This is a genomic window from Streptomyces sp. NPDC048258, from assembly GCF_043201995.1.
Taxonomy (GTDB): Bacteria; Actinomycetota; Actinomycetes; order Streptomycetales; family Streptomycetaceae; genus Streptomyces.
Map to the genome: position 1 here is coordinate 1 of NZ_JBICZH010000024.1, position 19,805 is coordinate 19,805.

14 protein-coding genes are annotated in these 19,805 nt (G+C 71.8%); 8 read left to right on the plus strand and 6 right to left on the minus strand.

Annotation, left to right across the window (positions count from 1 at the left end):
* Positions 1-140: 140 nt before the first annotated feature.
* Genes ACGFYQ_RS35550 through ACGFYQ_RS35560 form a run of 3 tightly spaced genes read right to left on the minus strand, consistent with a single transcriptional unit; the run spans position 141 to position 4,724 of the window.
* On the minus strand, positions 141-1,571 hold the full coding sequence (locus tag ACGFYQ_RS35550) for an extracellular solute-binding protein (protein ID WP_393750344.1): 1,431 nt from the start codon (positions 1,569-1,571) through the stop codon (positions 141-143).
* On the minus strand, positions 1,568-4,375 hold the full coding sequence (locus ACGFYQ_RS35555; protein WP_393750345.1) for a VWA domain-containing protein: 2,808 nt from the start codon (positions 4,373-4,375) through the stop codon (positions 1,568-1,570). Before ACGFYQ_RS35555 ends, ACGFYQ_RS35550 begins: the two co-directional genes overlap by 4 nt.
* 4 nt (positions 4,376-4,379) lie before the next feature.
* The gene (locus ACGFYQ_RS35560) at positions 4,380-4,724 is read right to left on the minus strand and encodes a hypothetical protein (RefSeq protein WP_393750346.1); all 345 of its coding nucleotides are present in this window, start codon (positions 4,722-4,724) and stop codon (positions 4,380-4,382) included.
* Between the two features lie 212 nt (positions 4,725-4,936).
* Here ACGFYQ_RS35560 and ACGFYQ_RS35565 point away from each other — a divergent pair, with 212 nt between their 5' ends.
* Complete coding sequence (locus ACGFYQ_RS35565) at positions 4,937-5,419, plus strand: cupin domain-containing protein (protein ID WP_393750347.1); 483 nt, start codon at positions 4,937-4,939, stop codon at positions 5,417-5,419.
* Positions 5,420-5,528: 109 nt separating this feature from the next.
* Here the strand turns inward: ACGFYQ_RS35565 and ACGFYQ_RS35570 are convergent, their stop codons facing one another.
* Positions 5,529-5,849 (minus strand): bifunctional 3-phenylpropionate/cinnamic acid dioxygenase ferredoxin subunit, encoded by a 321-nt coding sequence (locus ACGFYQ_RS35570; RefSeq protein WP_393750349.1) that lies wholly within the window; start codon positions 5,847-5,849, stop codon positions 5,529-5,531.
* A 179-nt stretch (positions 5,850-6,028) separates the two neighbouring features.
* Here ACGFYQ_RS35570 and ACGFYQ_RS35575 point away from each other — a divergent pair, with 179 nt between their 5' ends.
* The 7 genes from ACGFYQ_RS35575 (at position 6,029) to ACGFYQ_RS35605 (ending at position 16,497) form a co-directional block, all read left to right on the plus strand.
* Positions 6,029-6,847, plus strand: coding sequence for an IclR family transcriptional regulator (locus ACGFYQ_RS35575; RefSeq protein ID WP_393750351.1), 819 nt, complete (start codon positions 6,029-6,031; stop codon positions 6,845-6,847).
* Between the two features lie 229 nt (positions 6,848-7,076).
* Positions 7,077-9,521 (plus strand): FAD-dependent oxidoreductase, encoded by a 2,445-nt coding sequence (locus ACGFYQ_RS35580; protein WP_393750353.1) that lies wholly within the window; start codon positions 7,077-7,079, stop codon positions 9,519-9,521.
* A 24-nt stretch (positions 9,522-9,545) separates the two neighbouring features.
* Positions 9,546-10,742, plus strand: coding sequence for an N-methyl-L-tryptophan oxidase (solA, locus tag ACGFYQ_RS35585; protein ID WP_393750356.1), 1,197 nt, complete (start codon positions 9,546-9,548; stop codon positions 10,740-10,742).
* A gap of 10 nt (positions 10,743-10,752) precedes the next feature.
* A complete protein-coding gene (locus tag ACGFYQ_RS35590; protein ID WP_393750358.1) occupies positions 10,753-11,883 on the plus strand; it encodes an aromatic ring-hydroxylating dioxygenase subunit alpha in 1,131 nt (376 codons plus the stop codon).
* A complete protein-coding gene (locus tag ACGFYQ_RS35595) occupies positions 11,876-13,348 on the plus strand; it encodes an aldehyde dehydrogenase family protein (RefSeq protein WP_393750360.1) in 1,473 nt (490 codons plus the stop codon). The genes ACGFYQ_RS35590 and ACGFYQ_RS35595 overlap by 8 nt, the downstream gene beginning before the upstream one ends.
* A gap of 51 nt (positions 13,349-13,399) precedes the next feature.
* The gene (locus ACGFYQ_RS35600) at positions 13,400-14,956 is read left to right on the plus strand and encodes an APC family permease (RefSeq protein ID WP_393750362.1); all 1,557 of its coding nucleotides are present in this window, start codon (positions 13,400-13,402) and stop codon (positions 14,954-14,956) included.
* Positions 14,953-16,497 (plus strand): GMC family oxidoreductase, encoded by a 1,545-nt coding sequence (locus tag ACGFYQ_RS35605; protein WP_393750364.1) that lies wholly within the window; start codon positions 14,953-14,955, stop codon positions 16,495-16,497. The genes ACGFYQ_RS35600 and ACGFYQ_RS35605 overlap by 4 nt, the downstream gene beginning before the upstream one ends.
* A gap of 29 nt (positions 16,498-16,526) precedes the next feature.
* Here ACGFYQ_RS35605 and ACGFYQ_RS35610 read toward each other — a convergent pair whose 3' ends face one another.
* Positions 16,527-17,183, minus strand: a complete 657-nt coding sequence (locus tag ACGFYQ_RS35610) for a class I SAM-dependent methyltransferase (RefSeq protein WP_393750366.1) — start codon at positions 17,181-17,183, stop codon at positions 16,527-16,529.
* A gap of 69 nt (positions 17,184-17,252) precedes the next feature.
* On the minus strand, positions 17,253-19,778 hold the full coding sequence (locus tag ACGFYQ_RS35615) for an ABC transporter permease (protein ID WP_393750368.1): 2,526 nt from the start codon (positions 19,776-19,778) through the stop codon (positions 17,253-17,255).
* Positions 19,779-19,805: the final 27 nt, after the last annotated feature.

Sequence of the window (19,805 nt, forward strand, 5' to 3'; positions counted from 1 at the left end):
TGCTCGGTCACCCTCTGCCGGGCAGACGAAGAACTCCTGCGGCTGTGGGACGCACCCGTACAGACCGCCGCACTGCGCTGGGGCCGCTGACCGGGTAGAGCCCGGCGGCCGAGGGCCCCAGGACAAGGGGCGGGCCGTCGTCAGGTGTGGGGCAGCGCGCCCTTCAGCTTCGTGTGCAGGTCCCTCGCGAGCTCCGCGTTCGATGGCGGTTTGTCGGCGTAGAGGCGGCGCAGTTCGGTGGTGAAGGTCTGGGTGAACGCACCGTACAAAGGGGTGCGGGGGCGCTGGACGGCGTTCTGCAGGGCGGGCAGCAGGGTGTCGCGCGCGTACCTCGGGCGTCCGTGCTCGTCCCGCGGCATGCGGTCGGCGCTCTCGGTGGACGGGGTGGCCGGGCCGGGGGGCTTCGCCGCGCGGCACGTCACGCTGTCGACGTTGTACGCGGAGAGTCTGGTTGCCGCGAACCCCGCGTCAAGCAGGCAGCGTTCGCTCTCCTGACCGGTGAGGAACCTGATCAGGGCCTGGGCCGCCGCCCCGCGCTTCGATGCCGTGGTCACGGCCAGGTTCTGGCCGCCCAGGACCGCACGGCCGGGCAGCGGGGCGACCCCCAACTGCTGGTCGGTCAGGGACTGGTGGAGGGTGCGGTAGGCGTACGGCCAGTGGCGCAGGAAGGCGGTTCGGCCGTCGGCGAAGTCGCCGAGGGATTCGGCCTCGTCGGAGCGGCCGGCATCCCCGAGGGTATAGGGGGCCCGGGTACGGTTGCGCAGTTCGTCCAGGCCCGCCGTCAGGTCCTGCACGGAACCGGTGTACCGGCCGGCTCCATCGGTGAGGCGGAGGCCGTCGACGGCGGAGGCGAACGCCTCCATGCCGTTGACCGTGAGGCCCTCGTACGGCGCGAGCTGGGTGGTCCACCCCTTCTCGTAGCCGTCCGCCGCGCTCCGGCCGACGTCACCCACGGTGACGCCGTGCTGCTGGACCGTGGACCACTCGGTGTTCTTGCCGAGTTCCGTGTCCGTGACGCCCGCGTTCTTCAGGTAGTCGCGGCGGTAGAAGAGCAGCCCGACATCGCTGTTGAAGGGGACGGCGTACAGCTTCCCGTCCCACCCGGCCGTGGCTGCGACGGACGGAATGACGTCCGCGTCCACCATGTCGTCGGGGAGCGGCTGGACCAGGCCCGCGTCCGCGAACTCGGGCACCCAGGTCACGTCGAGGTTGACCACGTCGTACTCCGCGCTGCCGGACTGGAGCGCGCCGAGCAGCTGGCTGCGCTGCTGGTCCGCCGAGCCCGGCAGCTCGACCAGGCGGGCCCGGGGGCCGGAGCCCTTCTCCTCCTGCCGGCTGTTCCACTGTTCGATCAGCTTCTGCCGGATGCCGCCCTTGCCGGTGACGTCACGTCCGCTGGCCACCACGATGTCGCCCTCCGCGGCGCCGGCGTCGGCCGGCTTGCCCGTGGCCTCGGACCCGCCGTCGCCGCTCCCGCTGCACGCGCCCAGCGCGAGGGCCGCCACGAGGACCGTGGCGAGAGCTCTGGGGCACCGGCCCGACGCACCGCGCCGTCTGCTGCCGCGCCTCATCCCCCGCCTCCCGTTCCCGCTCGGGCGACCTCGTCCCGCAGTCCGGCCACCAGGTCGCTCCTGGTGTCCAGGCAGCGCCCACCGGTCGCCTCGGAGATGACGGCGTCCGGCTTGCCCTTGTCGCAGCCGCCGCTGTCCAGGGATGCCATGACCACCGGAACCTTCCTCTCCCGCGCGTACGCGCGCAAGGCGTCCAACCGTCCGCCCTCGATCAGCCGGTTGTTGTCCTCGTCGTCGGTGAGGTAGACGATCAGCTGTGGACGGTCGTCGTCGGTGCCCCGCCGGGCCATGTCGTCCAGGGCCTCGACCAGGGCGCGGTACGGATCCGCCTCCACGTCCTTGACCTGGGCCCGTTGGTCGATGGCGCGCTCGGCTTCCTCGCGCCGGTACCGGCCGAAGGGCAGCAGCTCCTGGTGCGCGACCGGGGCGCCGGACGCGGCCGCGACGGCCCAGACGCCGTACTCGTCCTGGTCCCCCAGACCGCCGAGCGACTGCTTGACGATGCCGGGCGCGCCGCCGGGCCCCTCCCACAGGTCGCCCATCGAGCCGGAACTGTCGAGGAGGAACAGCACCCGTCCGGGCCCGTTGGCCTCCCGGTACTCCTTGAGTGCGGTGGCCATCGCGGCCTGGCGGGCCGGGGCGGCGAAGGTGCCGGGGCCGCCGAGGGCGCCGAAGTCACTGAAGGTGAGGTCGGGGGCGAGGGGCCGGTGTTCCCCTGCGGCGTTGCGGAAGCCGTCCTTTCCGAATTCGACGAGCCCGCCCCTGATCTCCTCCCCGGCCTTCCCCTTGCCACCCCCCGCCGTGGGCTGATCGGTACCGGTCAGCCAGGCGCGGAACCGCGCGACCGCGTCCTGCCGCGCGTCCTTGTCGCGGCCGGCCTCCCGCCAGCGCACCTGAACGAACGTCGGGTCCAGGCCCGGCGTGTCGTCGGGGTAGACGGCCATCCGCCGGGCCCGCGTCGTGCTGTCGCAGTCCACTCCGGACTTCATCAGGAACTCCGGCACCAGGGCCGCGGTGCGGTCGTCCACGGAGTCGTCGTCGGGCAGGACGCACAGCAGGTTCCCGCTGGTGGGCGAAGGCGGTCCGGGCTGCGCGACGCGGCCTTCGGCGGCGGCCGCGTTCGTCCCTCCCGCACCTCCGGCGCCTCCCCCACCGTGCAGGCCGATGGTCGCCACCAGGCCCGAGTCCGTGTGCTCCGGGTCCGGACGCCGTACTTCCGCCTTCGGGTGGCGCGTGCGCAGCGCGTCCATCAACGTCGTGAGCCCGCCGGTCCGGTCGGCGAGCCCCTCGGCCACGAGCTCCTGCGGCACGGCGAGCACGAGGGGCGAGTAGGCGAACGGGGCCGGGTCGACGAGCAGTTCCGCGTAACTGCGCTGCTCCTGGGGCGCGCGGGCGCGGGCGGCGCTCGCCGAGGTCGCGGGAATCCAGATGTCCGGCTGGGGACCGATGTCGCGCTGCGGATTGATCGCCTCCGCCGTGGGCCGCTGCCAGGGGTCGGACTGGTCGTGGAAAGCGGCGACGACATCCGCGGCGCCCGCGCTGTACACGGTGATGCCACTGCGCCGGCAGCCGTCACCGGCCCGGTTCGCGTCCGACACCAGGTACACCTCCGTCGCCTTGCGGACGGTGGACTCGATGTCGGGGTCGGTGAGCAGCCGGAGTTCGAGCGGAGGCTTGCAGGGCACCCCGCCGCGGAGGTACCCGTCGAGGAGGTACCCGGCGGGGACGAGACCCGCGAGCACGGTGAGCACCGCGGCGGTGACCGCGGCCGCGCGGGTCCTGCCTCTCGGCCGTCGACGGCCGGTCCGGCTCGGATCGCCGGCCGGGCGCGGGCCGCGTCTTCCGGGAAATGGCCACAGCGGCCGGCGGTCCCGCGGGGGCACGGCTGTCTCGGCTGTCTTTGTCGTCCCGGCTGTCTTTGTCGTCCCGGCCTCCCCGTCGGGGAGCTGCGGGCCGCCGACGCCGGGAACCGCCTCGCCCCCCGGCCGGCCCGCGCCCGGCGCACCCGGCGCGCCCGCGCCGTCCACGGGGCGCACCGCGAGCAACACGTCGTCCGTGCCCGAACCGGCCGGGCGGCTCTGCGGCTCCCACGGCTCGGCGGGCTCGCGCAGCGTCGTGTGGTGCACGGACATGTACGCCCACAGCCGCTCCGCCAGCTCCCTGAACCCCACGCGAGCCACGGGAGCGCCGTGCTCGTCGACGCGCAGGAGGCGTATCAGCTCCGCGGTGAAGGGTGTCGGGGTGGCGTCGTCCCCGGCGTCGATCCGGTTGTTGGCCTGCACGCTCATCAGCAGCGAGATCCGGTGCCGCTGGGAGGTGTCGAGCGCGTCCCAAGCCGCCGAGGCGTTACCCGCGTAGCAGCAGTCGAGCACGACGACCACGTGCTCCGCCCTGGTGCGGGTCAGCACGGTCAGGACGCTCTTCCAGGGAACGGCACCCCGGAACACCGACTCCGTACCCGCCACGATCGTCGCCGCGCGCATCAGGAGCCACAGTTCGTCGCCGGTGCTGGGCACGGCGCCGTGCCCGGAGAAGTAGAGCAGGAGCAGGCCCTCGGCCTCGTCGACGGCGTCGTCCAGGCGACGGTCGAACTCGTCCACGTTGCGCGGCCGGAAGACGCCGATCTCCTCCTCGCCGAACACCCCGCCCTCGCGCAGCGCGGCCGCGAGGCCGATGAGATTGTGCTCCACCGCCTCAAGGTCGCCGGGCACTCCGAAGGGGTGGCCCGGCTGCGTGAACTCGTACGCGGGCACGCCGACGAGCAGCGCCCGGTTCACCCTTCCGCGCGGGTCGAAGCGCGTCACCGGGCTACCTCGCGTCGCCGTCCGGCACGACCTCGACCTCCGGGGGTTCGCCCCGCTCCACGGAGCGGCGGTTCTCCCGCCACGCCCGTACCCCGCTCTTCGCCTGCTCGTACACGTCGTCGAAGAGCGTGGGGCCGACGACGCCGACCAGGACCAGCAGGATCTCCAGCCCGGCTCCCATCGGGCTGCCGGCGTGCTCTTCGGCCCCGGCCCGCTCCCTGATCTCCAGGTCGCCGCTGCTCCTGAGCGCCTCCAGCCTGTGTTCCCGTTCGAGCCACGCCTTCAGGGCTCCGACATCGCTCGCGCTCGCACCCTGCCCCAGGCGTATGCGGACAGCCGTATTCGGCAAACCTTCCCCCTCGGTCATAACTCAGAATCATGGCATGCGAGTTGGGGGCGTGGGGAGACATCGGACCAGCACAGGTCAGCGCCCGCGTGCGCCGGGGCGGTCCGTTCGGACCCGCTGTCCGGCTCGCGGCTCTCTCAGGAACAAAGACACCGGGTCGGCAGGTTGTGACGGTTGCGCACGCATGTGCGGGAGAGACACAGGAGGGGACCGACATGTCGTATCCGGAGGCCCGCTATTCCGGGGACAAGGGTGGGGTCAGCGCGGTGTTCAGGCCCGTGGGCACGCCGGCCGAGCTGTCGTCGCCGAAGGGCGACGCCACGCACTATCTCGCTACGAAAGCGTCGACGAACGGGGAGTTCGGTCTCTACCGCGTGGAGATGAGCGCCGGGGCCGGCGGCCCGAAGACGCACTTCCACAAGACCATCTCGGAGTCGTTCTTCATCCTCGACGGGACGGTGCGGCTGTTCAACGGCGCCGACTGGATCGATGCGACGAAGGGCGACTTCCTCTTCGTACCGCAGGGCGGCTTGCACGCCTTCCGCAACGATTCGGACGCCCCGGCGGAGATGCTGATGCTGTTCGCTCCGGGGGCGCCGCGCGAAGAGTACTTCGAAGGCCTGTCGCAGCTGGCCGACGCGACCGACGAAGAGCGCACCGAGTTCTTCGTCAAGCACGACTCGTACTTCGTCGAGTAGGCAGTCCGTCACGTCCGGGGCCCGCGGCTCCCGTTCGCGAAACCGTCTCGGTGACGCCTTCGCGAACGGGGCGCTCCGTGGGCCCCGGACACCGGGGTCGGGGTCGGAGTCAGGCGGCGGTGTCCTCCTGTGCGGCCGGGCGGACGTGGATGACGCCGTCCGCGACGACGACTTCGTGCGTGCGGACGGGACGACGGGCGGGCGGACGGGTCGGCTGCCCGGTGCGGAGGTCGAACGAGGCGGCGTGGAGCGGGCATTCGACCTGACAGCCTTCGAGCCATCCCTCGGAGAGCGAGGCGTCCTGATGGCTGCAGGTGTCGTCGATGGCGTACAGCTCGCCGTCGGCGTTGAACACCGCGATGGGCGGTGTGGTGTCGATACGGACGGCTTCGCCCGCTGGAAGGTCTTCAAGGCGGCAGACGGGAATCACGGGCCCCCCTCGGTCCAGGACTCTTCGGCTGGACTCTTCGGTAGCATGCGGTTGCGTATGGCGCATGATGGATCGCGATCCGCAACAGAATCCGGTCGGGGTGCCCACCGCGTCAAGGGCTTCCCGGGGATGTGTCCCAAGCGTGTGCCCAACGGACCGTAAATGGTGAGAGTTGAGCTATGACCGGCGACCAGGCAGTGGCTGAACAGAACGAGGAAGCACAGGCCCGAGCCCCCAAGGGAGCGGCAGGGGCGATCCAGTCCGTGGACCGCGCCGTGAGCGTGCTGGAGATCCTCGCCCGGCGCGGCGAGGCCGGCGTCACCGACATCGCCGACGAGCTGGACGTGCACAAGTCCACGGCTTTCCGGCTGCTCGGGGTACTGGAGAACCGGGGCCTGGTCTCGCAGGCCCAGGACCGCGGCAAGTACTTCCTCGGCGCGGGCATCCTGCGTCTGGCGGGGGCGGCGGCCGTACGCCTGGACATCTCCCAGGAGGGCGCCCCGGTGTGCCGGGAACTCGCCGACGAGCTGGGCGAGACCGTGAACATCGCGGTCCTGGACGACGATGCCGCCGTCAACATCATGCAGGCGCGCGGCCCCGCCTCGGTCACCGCGCAGAACTGGCTGGGCCGGCGCACGCCCCTGCACGCCACCTCCAGCGGCAAGGTGCTCCTGGCTCATCTGCCGGCGACGCTGCGCGAAGGGCTCCTCGCCCGGGCGCTGCCCCGGTTCACGGAGCACACGGTGACCAGCGCCGGCATGCTGCGGGCCGAGCTGGACGCGGCGTACGCGCAGGGCTTCGCGATCGTCGCGGAGGAGCTGGAGCTGGGCCTGAACGCCGTCGCCGCGCCGGTGCGCGCGCACGACGGCAGGGTGCTCGGCGCGCTCAGCGTCTCGGGCCCGGCCTACCGCCTCGAACGGGACCGGCTGCCGGAGCTCGCCGCGCGGACGGTGGTCGCGGCCGACGAGCTGTCACGACGGATGGGTTACAGCTTCTGAGCCATTCCTCCGAGCTGGGCCCCACGCGACGCGGGGCCGGGGTGACCCGGCCCCGCGTCGTCGTATGCGGGGAGGACGCGCGTGGAGCTCGTGCCGAGGGCGGGCCGGTGGGCCCATCCGGATTTGCCAGCCGTCAACACCGGCCCCTTGACGGCGGGTTGCCGCCGTTCTCACTATGTTCCCCATCGCGCAACAGATCGTGCACTCCGCAACAGCCGAGGAGCCCATCGTGCCGCACGCGCCCGCACCCGGTCCCCGTGTCGTGGTCATCGGCGCCGGCATCGTCGGCTGCTCGCTCGCCGACGAGCTGACCGCCCGCGGCTGGACCGACGTCACGGTCCTCGAGCAGGGCCCGCTCCCCGCCCCCGGCGGTTCCACCTCCCATGCCCCGGGGCTCGTCTTCCAGACCAACCCGTCCAAGACGCTCAGCGCGTTCGCCGCGTACACCGTCGAGAAGTTCAGCGCACTCGAAGCCGACGGCCTGCCCTGCTTCAACCCGGTGGGCGGCCTGGAACTGGCCACCACCGAGGAGCGTCTGGCCGACCTCCACCGCAGGGCCGGTTACGCCGCGTCCTGGGGCATCCGCGGCGAGCTGGTCTCCGCCGAACGGTGCAAGGAGCTGTGGCCGCTGCTCGACACGGGCAAGGTCCTCGGCGGTTTCTTCACTCCGGACGACGGCCTCGCCCGCGCCGTCCCCGCCTGCCGGGCCCAGAGGGAGCGAGCCGAGGGCCGCGGCGCCCGCTTCCTGGAGCGGCACACCGTCACCGGCATCGAGAAGGAGGACGGCCGGGTGACGGGTGTCGTCACCGACCGGGGTGTCTTCCCCGCCGACCACGTCGTGTCGGCGGCCGGCTTCTGGGGTCCGGTCGTCGGCCGGATGGCGGGCGTCGACGTGCCTCTGCTGCCGCTCGCCCACCAGTACGCGAAGACCCGGCCCCTGCCGGAGCTCGCGGGCGTCAACGACCCGCGCACCGAGGCGTCCCGACCGATCCTGCGGTTCCAGGACCGCGACCTGTACGTCCGGGAGCACACCGACAGGATCGGCATCGGCAGTTACGCCCACCGGCCGCTGCCCGTCGACCCGTTCACCGTCCCGGCCCACGACGAGGCGCCGGTCATGCCGTCCTCCTACCCCTTCACCCCGGAGGACTTCGCGCCGAGCTGGGAGGACTGCCGAGAGCTGCTGCCCGCACTCGCCGGGAGCGAGGTCGAGGAGGGATTCAACGGTGTCTTCTCCTTCACCCCGGACGGGATGCCCCTGCTCGGCGAGACCCGTGCCCTGCGCGGATTCTGGCTCGCCGAGGCCGTCTGGGTCACCCACTCGGCAGGCGTGGCCAGGGCCGTCGCGGAGTGGATGGTCGAGGGCCGGCCACGGATCGACGTCCACGAGTGCGACCTCACCCGCTTCGAGGACGCCCAGCGCTCCCCCGCGTACGTGGCCGACCGTGGCGCCCAGCAGTTCGTCGAGGTCTACGACGTCCTGCACCCGCTGCAGCCCATGGAGCAGCCGCGACCCCTGCGGGTGAGCCCCTTCCACCCCCGCCAGCAGGAGCTCGGGGCGCACTTCCTGGAGGGCGGCGGCTGGGAGCGACCGCACTGGTACGAGGCGAACGCCCCGCTCGCCGAAGGCATCGACCTGCCCGAGCGGGACGCCTGGTCGGCCCGCTACTGGTCGCCGATCGCCGCCGCCGAGGCACGGGCGACCCGCGAGAAGGTCGCCCTGTACGACATGACCCCGCTGCGCAGGCTGGAGGTCACCGGCCCCGGCGCGCTGGCCTTCCTCCAGCGCGTGACGACCAACAACCTCGCCAAGAAGCCCGGCGCGGTGACCTACACCCTGCTGCTCGACGAGACCGGTGGCATCCGCTCGGACCTCACCGTGGCCCGCCTGGCCGCCGACCGCTTCCAGATCGGCGCCAACAGCCGCGCCGACGAGGACTGGCTGCTGCGCCGCGCCCCCGACGACGTGCGGATACGTGACATCACGTCCGGCACCTGCTGCATCGGGGTGTGGGGCCCGCTCGCCCGCGCGCTGGTGCAGCCGCTGACCCGGGACGACTTCTCGCACCAGGGCTTCGGCTACTTCCGCGCCCGACAGACGTACCTCGGCCATGTGCCGGTGACGGCGATGCGGCTGAGCTACGTCGGCGAGCTCGGCTGGGAGCTGTACACCAGCGCCGACCTCGGGCTGCGGCTCTGGGACACGCTCTGGGAGGCCGGGCGCGAGCACGGTGTGATCGCCGCCGGCCGCTCCGCCTTCAACAGCCTGCGCCTGGAGAAGGGCTACCGCTCCTGGGGCCAGGACATGACCGACGAGCACACCCCGTACGAGGCCGGGCTCGGTTTCGCCGTACGGATGGACAAGGGCGACTTCGTCGGACGGGCCGCTCTGGAGAAGGCGGGCGAGCCCCGGCGCAAGCTCACCGCACTGCTGCTCGACGACCCGGCGGCCGTCGTCCTCGGCAAGGAACCGGTGTATGTCGGCGGTCTGCCGGCGGGGTACGTGACCAGCGCCTCCTACGGCTACTCACTGGGCCGCTGTGTCGCCTACGCGTGGCTGCCCCCGCTCACCGCCGGCACCCCGGTGCACATCGAGTACTTCGGTGAGAAGGTCCCGGCGACCGCCGCCGACGAGCCGCTGTTCGACCCCTACATGAGCCGCATCCGCCGCTAGGGAGCGTCCGAGGAGGACCCCGCTGTGTCACCCACCTATGACGTGATCGTCGTCGGCCTGGGCGGAATGGGCAGTGCCGCCGCCCACCATCTGTCCGCGCGCGGCGCGCGCGTGCTCGGCCTGGAGAAGTTCGGCCCGGTCCACAACCGCGGGTCCAGCCACGGCGGTTCGCGCATCACGCGGCAGTCGTACTTCGAGGACCCCGCGTACGTGCCGCTGCTGCTGCGCTCCTACGAGCTGTACGAGGCCCTGGAGCGCGACACCGGCCGGGACATCGCCACGCTGTGCGGCGGTGTCATGGTCGGCCGCCCCGATTCCCGTACGGTGTCCGGTTCGCTGCTCTCGGCCCGGCAGTGGGACCTGCCGCACGAGATGCTCGACGCGAAGGAGATCCGCCGCCGCTTCCCCACCCTCACCCCCGCCGAGGACGAGGTGGCGCTGTACGAGGCGCGGGCCGGGCTCGTCCGCCCGGAGAACACGGTCGCGGCCCACCTCCAGCTCGCCACGCGGTCGGGCGCGCAGCTGCACTTCGAGGAGCCGATGCTGCGCTGGGAGCCGTACCGCGACGGGGTACGGGTCCACACCGCCGAGGACACCTACACCGCGGACCGGCTGGTGATCTGCCCGGGTGCGTGGGCGCCGCGGCTGCTCACCGACCTGGGCGTGCCGTTCACCATCGAGCGGCAGGTCATGTACTGGTTCCAGCCCGACGGCGGCACCGGCCCGTTCCTCCCGGAGAGCCATCCGATCTACATCTGGGAGGACGCGGACGACGTCCAGTTCTACGGCTTCCCCTCGATCGACGGTCCCGGCCTCGGCGCGAAGGTGGCGTTCTTCCGCCGGGGCACCGTGTGCACGCCGGAGACCATCGACCGGGTCGTGCGCGAGGACGAGGTGGCCGCGATGGCGGGGCAGGTCTCCCGGCACATCCCGTCGCTGCCCGGCCGTTTCCTGAAGGCCGCCACCTGTATGTACACCAACACCCCCGACGAGCACTTCGTGATCGCGCGCCATCCGGAGCACCCCGACTCGGTGACCGTGGCCTGCGGGTTCTCCGGCCACGGTTTCAAGTTCGTGCCGGTCGTCGGCGAGATCGTCGCCGACCTGGCGCTGAACGGCTCCACCGAGCACCCCATCGAGCTCTTCGACCCGCGCCGGCTGTCCGCGATGACCGCGCCGCCCTCGACGGCGCCGGCGACCGCGCCCGCGCCTTCCGCCTGAGGAGTCCGCCTTGACGGCAACCGACCTGCCGCCCAGCCTGATCGCCACGCTCCCCGGCCACTTCTACACCGACCCGGAGGTCTTCCGGCAGGAGCAGGAGCGGCTCTTCGAATCGATGTGGTTCTGCGCCGTGCGCGGCTCCGACCTCGACAAGCCCGGTGCGTTCCGTACCGTGCAGGTCGGCCGCGAGAGCGTGATCGTGACCCGGAACCGGGCCGGCGAGCTGCGCGCCTTCCTCAACATCTGCCGGCACCGCGGCGCCCGGCTGTGCACCGAGGAGTCCGGCGAGGTGCGGCGCGCACTGCAATGCCCGTACCACGCCTGGACCTACGACCTCGACGGCAAGCTGATGGCCGCCCCCCACCTGGTGACGATGCCCGACATCGACCGCACCGCCTACGGCCTGGTGACGGTGCGCTTGCGCGAATGGCTGGGCTACGCCTGGGTGTGCCTGGCCGACGAGCCGCCGTCCTTCGAGGAGACCGTGATCGGCGCGGCCGTGGAGCGGCTGGGCGACGTGGCGTCCATCGAGCGGTACGGCACGGAGCGTCTGGCGCTCGGCCGGCGGATCACGTACGACGTGAACGCGAACTGGAAGCTGATTGTCGAGAACTTCATGGAGTGCTACCACTGCGCGACGATCCATCCCGAACTCACGGATGTGCTGCCGGAGTTCGCGGACGGCTACGCGGCGCAGTACTACGTGGGGCACGGCGCGGAGTTCGCCGAGGAGGTCAAGGGCTTCACCGTCGACGGCAGCGAGGGGTTCGCCAGACTGCCCGAGGTGGCCGAGGAGCAGGACCGCCGCTACTACGCCATCACGGTCAAGCCGACCGTGTTCATCAACCTCGTTCCCGACCACGTGATCCTGCACCGGATGTTCCCGCTGGCCGAGGACCGCACGGTCGTCGAGTGCGACTGGCTGTACGCGCCGGAGGTCGTCGCGTCGGGCGCGGACGTGTCGAAGTCCGTCGAGCTGTTCCACCGGGTCAACGTCCAGGACTTCGACGCCTGCGAGCGCACCCAGCCCGCGATGTCCTCCCGCGCCTATCGCGCCGGCGGTGTGCTGGTGCCGTCCGAGCACCACATCGGGATCTTCCACGCCTGGCTGAACGAGAAGCTCGGAGGCACCGGTGCCTGATCTGTTCATCGGCGGCGCGTGGACGGCCGCCCGCGACGGGTGCACCCGGGAGATCCGCTGCCCCGCCGACGGCACCCTCGTCGCGGAGGTCGACGAGGCGGGCGGCAAGGACACCTCCGACGCGATCGCCGCGGCCCGCCGGGCGTTCGACGAGGGCCCGTGGCCGCACACCTCCGCCGCCGAGCGCGGCGACCTGCTGCTGCGCGTCGCCGGGCTGATCGCCCGCGACAAGGACGCGCTGGCCCGCGCCGAGTCCCTCGACACCGGCAAGCGGCTGGTGGAGAGCGCGTACGACATCGACGACGTCGTGAACTGCTTCCGGTACTTCGGGCGGCTCGCCCCCGCCGAGACGGGCCGGGTGATCGACACGGGCACGGCGAGCGCCGACAGCCGGGTGGTGCACGAGCCGGTCGGGGTCTGCGGGCTGATCACACCGTGGAACTATCCGCTGCTCCAAACGGCGTGGAAGGTCGCGCCGGCCCTCGCCGCGGGCAACACCTTCGTCCTGAAGCCGAGCGAACTCACCCCGCACACCGCGATCCGCCTGATGCGTCTGCTCGCCGAGGTGGGGCTGCCCGACGGTGTCGCCAACCTCGTGCTCGGCGCGGGCCCCGAGGCGGGTGCGCCGCTCGCCGACCACCCCGACGTCGACCTGCTCTCCTTCACGGGCGGTCTGCGGACCGGCCGGCGGCTGATGGCGGCGGCCGCCGGGACGGTGAAGAAGGTGGCGCTCGAACTGGGCGGCAAGAACCCCAACATCGTCTTCGCGGACGCCGATTTCGAGACGGCGGTGGACATGGCGCTGACGGCGGTGTTCCTGCATTCGGGGCAGGTCTGTTCCGCGGGGGCGCGGCTGCTCGTCGAGGACTCGCTGCACGACCGCTTCGTCGACGAGATCGTGCGCCGGGCCCGGGAGATCCGCCTGGGCGGTCCCTTCGACGAGCGGGCGCAGACCGGGCCGCTGATCTCGGCCGCCCATCGCGCCAAGGTCGAGGCGTACGTCACGCGGGGCGTCACCGAGGGCGCGGTACTGCGCTGCGGTGGCACCCGGCCCGAAGGGCCCGCGTACGACCAGGGCTTCTACTACCTGCCGACCGTCCTCGACGCGTGTCACGCGGGGATGTCGGTGGTACGGGAGGAGTCCTTCGGCCCGGTCCTGACGGTGGAGCGGTTCCGCGACGGCGACGAGGACGGGGCCGTGCGGCTCGCGAACGACACGGTCTACGGTCTCGCGGGCGCGGTGTGGACGGGCGACGAGGGCAGGGCGCGGCGCATCGCGGGACGGCTGCGTCTGGGCACCGTATGGATCAACGACTACCACCCCTATCTGCCGCAGGCGGAGTGGGGAGGGTTCAAACAGTCCGGCACGGGGCGGGAACTCGGTCCGGCCGGTCTCGCGGAGTACCGCGAGACGAAGCACATCTGGCGCAACACCGCACCGGAGCCGCAGGGCTGGTTCGCCTGACACATCGCCTGATGCAGCCCGAAACAACCTCAACGGTCCAGGAGTTGACCCATGGCAACTGCTCCACCCTCCCCGCCCGGCGACGACGCGGAGCTCGCCGAGTTCGGTTACCGTCCCGAACTCAAGCGGACGCTCGGCACCTTCCACACCTTCGCGGCCGGCATCTCGTACATCTCGATCCTCACGGGCACCTTCCAGCTCTTCTACTTCGGATATGCCAGCGGTGGTCCCGCCTATTGGTGGTCCTGGCCGATGGTCTTCGCCGGCCAGTTCATGGTCGCGCTCTGCTTCGCCGAACTGGCTGCCCGCTATCCCGTGGCCGGCTCCATCTACAACTGGGCGAAGAAGGTGGGGAACGGGCACGTCGGCTGGCTCGCGGGCTGGATGATGCTCATCGCCTCGGTCGTCTCCATCGCCGCCGTGGCCCTCGCCTACCAACTGACGCTTCCTCAGATCTCCTCCGTCTTCCAGTTCGTCGGGGACGGGACGGGGACGTACGACGTGGCGACCAACGCCGTGGTCCTCGCCTCCGGCCTGATCCTCTTCACCACGGTCGTGAGCGCCTTCGGTGTGAAGCTGATGGCGCGGATCAACACCGCGGGTGTCTTCCTCGAACTCATCGCGACCGTCGTCCTGATCGTGCTGCTCGCGGTGAACGTCGTACGCGGCCCGCAGGTCGTCACCGAGACGGCCGGCACCGGATCGGGCCAGCCCTTCGGCTATCTCGGGGCGTTCCTGATCGCCTCGCTCGCCTCGGCCTATGTGATGTACGGCTTCGACACCGCGGCCTCGCTCGGCGAGGAGTCCCTCGACCCCTCACGCAACGCGCCGCGCGCCATCATCCGGGCAATCGTCGCCTCGTTCGTCCTGGGCGGCCTCGTCCTGATCCTCGCGCTGATGAGCGTGTCCAGTCTGCGCGGCGAGAAGCTGTCCACCGACGGGCTGCAGTACGTCGTCCTCGACGTGCTCGGCCCGACGGCCGGCAAGGCGATGCTGTGGTGCGTGCTGATCGCCGTCACCGTCTGCGCGCTCGCCGTGCACACGGCGGCCGTGCGGCTCGCCTTCGCCATGGCCCGGGACAACAATCTGCCCGCGTCCTCCCGGCTCGCGAAGGTCAGCCCGCGGTTCGGCACCCCGATCCTGCCGACCGTGATCATCGGGGTGCTCGCCCTCGCGATCCTGCTGGTCAACATCCGCCAGCCACAGATCTTCACCGTGGTCACCAGCATCGGCATCGTGATGGTCTATGTCGCCTATCTCCTGGTCACCGGGCCGATGCTGGTGGCGCGGCTGCGCGGCCGGTGGCAGCCCGCGGAGGGCAGGTTCTCGCTCGGCCGCTGGGGGCTGCCCGTCAACATCGTCGCCGTGGTGTGGGGGGCGGCGATGACCCTCAACCTCATCTGGCCGCGGTCCGCCGTGTACAACGCCGCAGAGCCGTACCACTGGTATCTGCGATGGGGCGCGGTGCTGTTCGTCGGCGCGATCGCCCTGGGCGGCTTCGCCTACTACTGGTTCGTCCAGCGGCATCGTACGGGTGTCCTCGCCGAACACGCCGCCGTGGCCCACCCCGAGCCGCCCGTTGCTCTGAAGGAGGCCACCCCCTCATGAATGAATTCGACTACGTCGTGGTCGGCGGCGGCACCGCGGGCAATGTCGTCGCGGCGCGGCTGAGCGAGGACCCGTCCGTCACGGTGTGCGTCCTGGAGGCGGGCCCGAGCGACGTCGGCGACGACAACGTCCTGAAGCTGGAACGGTGGATGGGTCTGCTGGAGTCCGGCTACGACTGGGACTACCCGGTCGAGCCACAGGTCGGCGGCAACAGTTTCATGCGGCACGCGCGGGCCAAGGTGCTCGGTGGCTGCTCCTCGCACAACTCCTGCATCGCCTTCTGGGCGCCCGCCGAGGACCTGGACGACTGGGCGGCGGCCGGCTGTACGGGCTGGAGCGCGGCGGACCTGTTCCCCCTCTACCGCAGGCTGGAGAACAACGACGCTCCCGGGGACCACCACGGCCGGACGGGACCGGTGAAGCTGCGCACCCTCAAGGGCGAGGACCCGTGTGGCGCCGCCCTCCTGGAGGCGTGCGCGCAGGCGGGCATACCGACGACCCCGTTCAACACCGGCTCGACGGTGGTGCGGGGCGCCAACTGGTTCCAGCTCAACGCCGACGAGAACAACATCCGGCAGTCCTCCTCGGTGGCCTACCTCCACCCCGTGCTGGGCAAGCGCCCCAACCTGGAGGTACGCACCGGGGTGCGGGCGAAGAAGCTGTCGTTCGAGGGGCTGCGCTGTGTCGGCGCCGAGTACCTGGACCCGGACCTCGTCCACACCCGTACGGTCCGCGCCCGCCGCGAGGTCGTCGTCTCCTGCGGCTCGATCGACACACCGAAGCTGCTGATGCTGTCGGGCATCGGCCCGGCGGAGCATCTGCGGGAGGTGGGCGTGGAGGTGCTCGTGGACTCCGCGGGCGTCGGCGAGAACCTCCAGGACCACCCCGAGGGCGTCATCATGTGGGAGGCGAAACAGCCGATGACCACCAGGTCGAGCCAGTGGTGGGAGGCGGGCATCTTCTACGACACCGAGCCGGGTCTGGACCGGCCGGACCTGATGTTCCACTACGGCTCGGTGCCCTTCGACATGAACACCGCCCGGCACGGCTATCCGACGTCCGAGAACGCCTTCTGTCTGACGCCGAACGTGACGCGTGCCAGGTCGCGCGGCACGGTGCGGCTGCGGACACGCGACTACCGCGACAAGCCCAGGGTCGACCCCCGCTACTTCACGCACGAGCACGACGTGCGGGTGATGACGAGCGGCATCGAGCTGGCCCGCCGGATCGCCGCGCAGCCGGCGCTCGCCGGGTGGGCGGGTGCCGAGCTCGCCCCGGGCCCCGACGTCCGCACCGCCGACGAGCTGCTCGACTACGTCCGCAAGACACACAACACCGTCTACCACCCGTCCTGCACGGTGAAGATGGGGGCCGACGGCGACCCCATGGCGCCGCTCGACGCCCGCCTGCGGGTCAAGGGGGTCGACGGGCTGCGGGTCGCGGACGGATCGGTCATGCCGGATCTCGTCACCGTCAATCCGTGCATCACGACGATGATGATCGGTGAGAAGTGCGCCGATCTCCTGCGCGCGGACGCCTGACGGCGGACGGGTTGGCGAACCTTCTCCGATCAGATCCGGGCGATCAGCGCGTAGCGTTCGTCGGTCACCGGGCCGCCCCACAGGGTGGCATCGCCGCTGAGGGGTTCGACGCGCAGGTCGCTGACGAGCGGGCGCACGGCGGCGGCGAGGTCGTCGGCGGCGATGCCCCCGTGCCAGGGCAGGGTTTCGGCGCCGGCCACGTACGGCACGCCGCTCTGTCCGGCCTCGCGCCAGCGGCCCTCGATCAGGACGAGAAGTCCGCCGGGGCGGATGCGGCTGACCCACTCGTTCAATGCGGCCCGCGGGTCGGGCAGGGTCCACACCAGGTGGCGGGAGAGCAGGACGTCGAACCGCTCCTCGCCGGTCGGCGGCTGGGCGGCGTCGCCGACCAGGAAGCGGCCCGGAAGGCCGGCGCCGGCCAGTTTGGCCCGCGCCCGCTCGACCATCCGCGGAGCCAGGTCCACGCCGGTGACCCGGTGCCCGGCTGCGGCGACCAGCTCGGAGAGCGAGCCGGTGCCGCAGCCCACGTCCAGCACGTCCGCCGGGCCGGACGGGAGCCAGGCGGTCAGGAGACCGGCCCATGCGGCGCGGGTTTCCACAGCCCGCAGGCCGTGGTCCGGTTCGTCGTCGAAGTCGGGGGCCGCGGCGTCCCAGTAGGCGCTGATGGCAGCAGAAGATGTCGTCATCCGGCGATCCTCCCAGCCGCCACTGACAGCGCCCCGGGCTGAGCACCCGTTCACGTCCGAGGGCGGCCCCTACGCCGTCGTCGCAGCGGGAATGTCGACACGGGCGGCCCTGCGGGCCGGCCAGAGCGAGGCGAGCAGCGCGCCTGTCAGGGCGATGAGCACGCCGAGAGCGAGACGGCCCCAGGGAAGGACCAGCGTGTAGCCGGCGACGCTCTCCTGGAGGGTGCGTCCGAGTGCCCAGCCCAGGAAGACGCCCAGGACCGTGCCGACGGTCGCGCCGAGTGCGCCGACGAGCAGGGCCTCGATGCGGATCATCCGGGTCACTCCGGCGCGGTCCAGGCCCAGGGCGCGCAGAGTGCCGATCTCCTTGCGGCGTTCGAGGACGGACATCGCGAGGGTGTTGGCGATCCCGAGTGCGGCGATCGCCAGGGCCATGCTCAGCAGGGCGTAGAAGACGTTGAGTTGGTCGCCGATGCCGCTGGTGTCCTCGGCTGCGATGGTCTCCTTGTCGAGGACGGCCAGGGCGGGGTTGTCGCCGAGGGCGCGGGTGACGTCCGCGAGCGCGGCCCGGCTGGGTCCGCCCTTCGTGGAGACGAGGATCGCGTGGGTGGCCGGGGCGGAGTCGTAGCGGGAGACGAGGGAGGCGGGCGCGGTGATGCTGGGCATCAGCTCGCTCTGCTCGTCCGCCGTGTAGATGGCGCCGATGGTGACGCTGCCCTGCTTGTCCTGCCGCTTCAGGGGCAGGCTCTGACCGACCTTCCAGCCGGCCGACCTCGCCTTGAAGTCGGCCACGGCGATCCGGCCCTCGGCAAGGCTGTCGAGCGAGCCCTCGATCACGTCGTACCGCAGGAGTTCGCCGATGGTGGCGGGATCGACGCCGGTCAGCACGGAGGTGGTGCCGCCCAGCTCGTACTGGGTGGACTGGTCGAGCGGGCTGTAGGCGGCGCCCGGCAGCTTCTTGAGGAGTTCGGCGGTGGCGGGGGTCATCCGCTGGCCGCCCGAGGGGGGCTTCACCAGGTAGTCGGCGGTGAGGGCGTGGGTGGTCGCGCGTTCCAGGTACCGGGAGGCGGAGGCGCCGAGGACGGACAGGCCCGAGGCGAGGGTGAGGGCGATGGCGAGCGCGGCGGCGGTGGCGCCGGTGCGGCGCGGGTCGCGCACGGTGTTGCGGGCGGCGAGGTCGCCGTGCACCGGGTTCAGGCGGATCAGCAGCGGCCGGACCAGAGCGACGAACGGCCGGGACAGCAGCGGGATGAGGCAGATCGCCCCGACCAGGGCGAGGCCCGCGCCGAGGCCGATGACGGTCCGGGCGTCCTTCCCCGTGGTGATGGCCCCGTACGTCACGGTGGCGATGCCGACGAGGAACAGCGCGGCGCTGAGGCGGCTGCGCAGGGAGCCGGCGCTCGCGGGCACCGGGGGCTCGGCCGCGCTCAGCGCGGCGACGGGCGGGATGGCCATGGCCCGGCGGATCGGAAGCCATGCGGCCACAACGGGCAGGGCGGTGCCGACCAGCATCGCGATGATCACGGTGGCCGGCGTGAGGACCAGCGGGGCCGGCGGGGAGTCGGTGGAGGCGAAGAGGGTCTGGAGCAGGGAGGCGACGCCGGCGCCGGCCACGGTGCCGGCCACGGAGGCGATCAGTCCGACGAGGACGGACTCGGTGAGCAGGATGCGGCGCACCTGCTGACGCGAGGCGCCGACGGCCCGCATCAGGGCCAGCTCCCGGGTGCGCCGGGAGACCAGCATGGTGAAGGTGTTGGAGATGAGGAAGGTGGCCACGAACAGGGCGACCGCGGCGAAGCCCAGCATGATCTGGCTCATGGTGTCGCTGTCGCTGGAGGCGAGGTTCGCCTGGAGCCGGGCGAGCTGGACCCCGGTGATCGCGCTGGTGTCCTCGGGCAGCACCGCTTCGACGCGCCCGGCGAGCTGCGTCACGTCGGTGCCGGGATCGGCCGTGACCTCGATGCGCGTGTACTGGCCGGGCTGGAGGAACAGCCGCTGGGCGACAGGGCCGCTGAACAGCGTCAGGCTGCCCCCGGGGGAGAGCTTGGACCCGTCGGTGCGGAAGACGCCGGTGAGCTCGTAGGAGTCGGCTCCCGTGTTCGTACCGACGCGCACGGTGTCACCGATGTGGTAGCCGGCCTTGGCGGCGCTGGCCTCGTCGAGGGCGATCGTCCGGTCGCCGGTGGGGCCGGACCCCTGGGTGAACCGGTAGGCGGGGTCCGTTCCCTTCGCGTTCGGGGCGTAGTTGCCGCCCTGGCGGAACCGGCCGTTGCCGAGCAGCCGGCCCTCGCGGTCGGCGACGGCTGCGAAGCCGCTGACGCGGCCCGCGGCGGCGGTGACGCCGGGGAGCCCGGCCAGGGTGGTCCGTGTGCGGTCGTCGAGGGTGGGCGACGGGCCGTCAGGGGCGGTATCGGGTGCGATGTTGAGGGAGATGCGGTCGTAGCCGGCGGTCGCCCGGTCGACGGCCGCCTGCTTCAGGCTGTCGCCGTAGGCGAGGCTGCCGGTGACGAAGGTGACCCCGAGCATCACCGCGAACGCGGTCATCAGCAAGCGGGCCTTGTGCGCGAGCACATTGCGCAGGGCGGTACGGAACATGGGTGCGGAATCCTGGGAGGCTGGCTC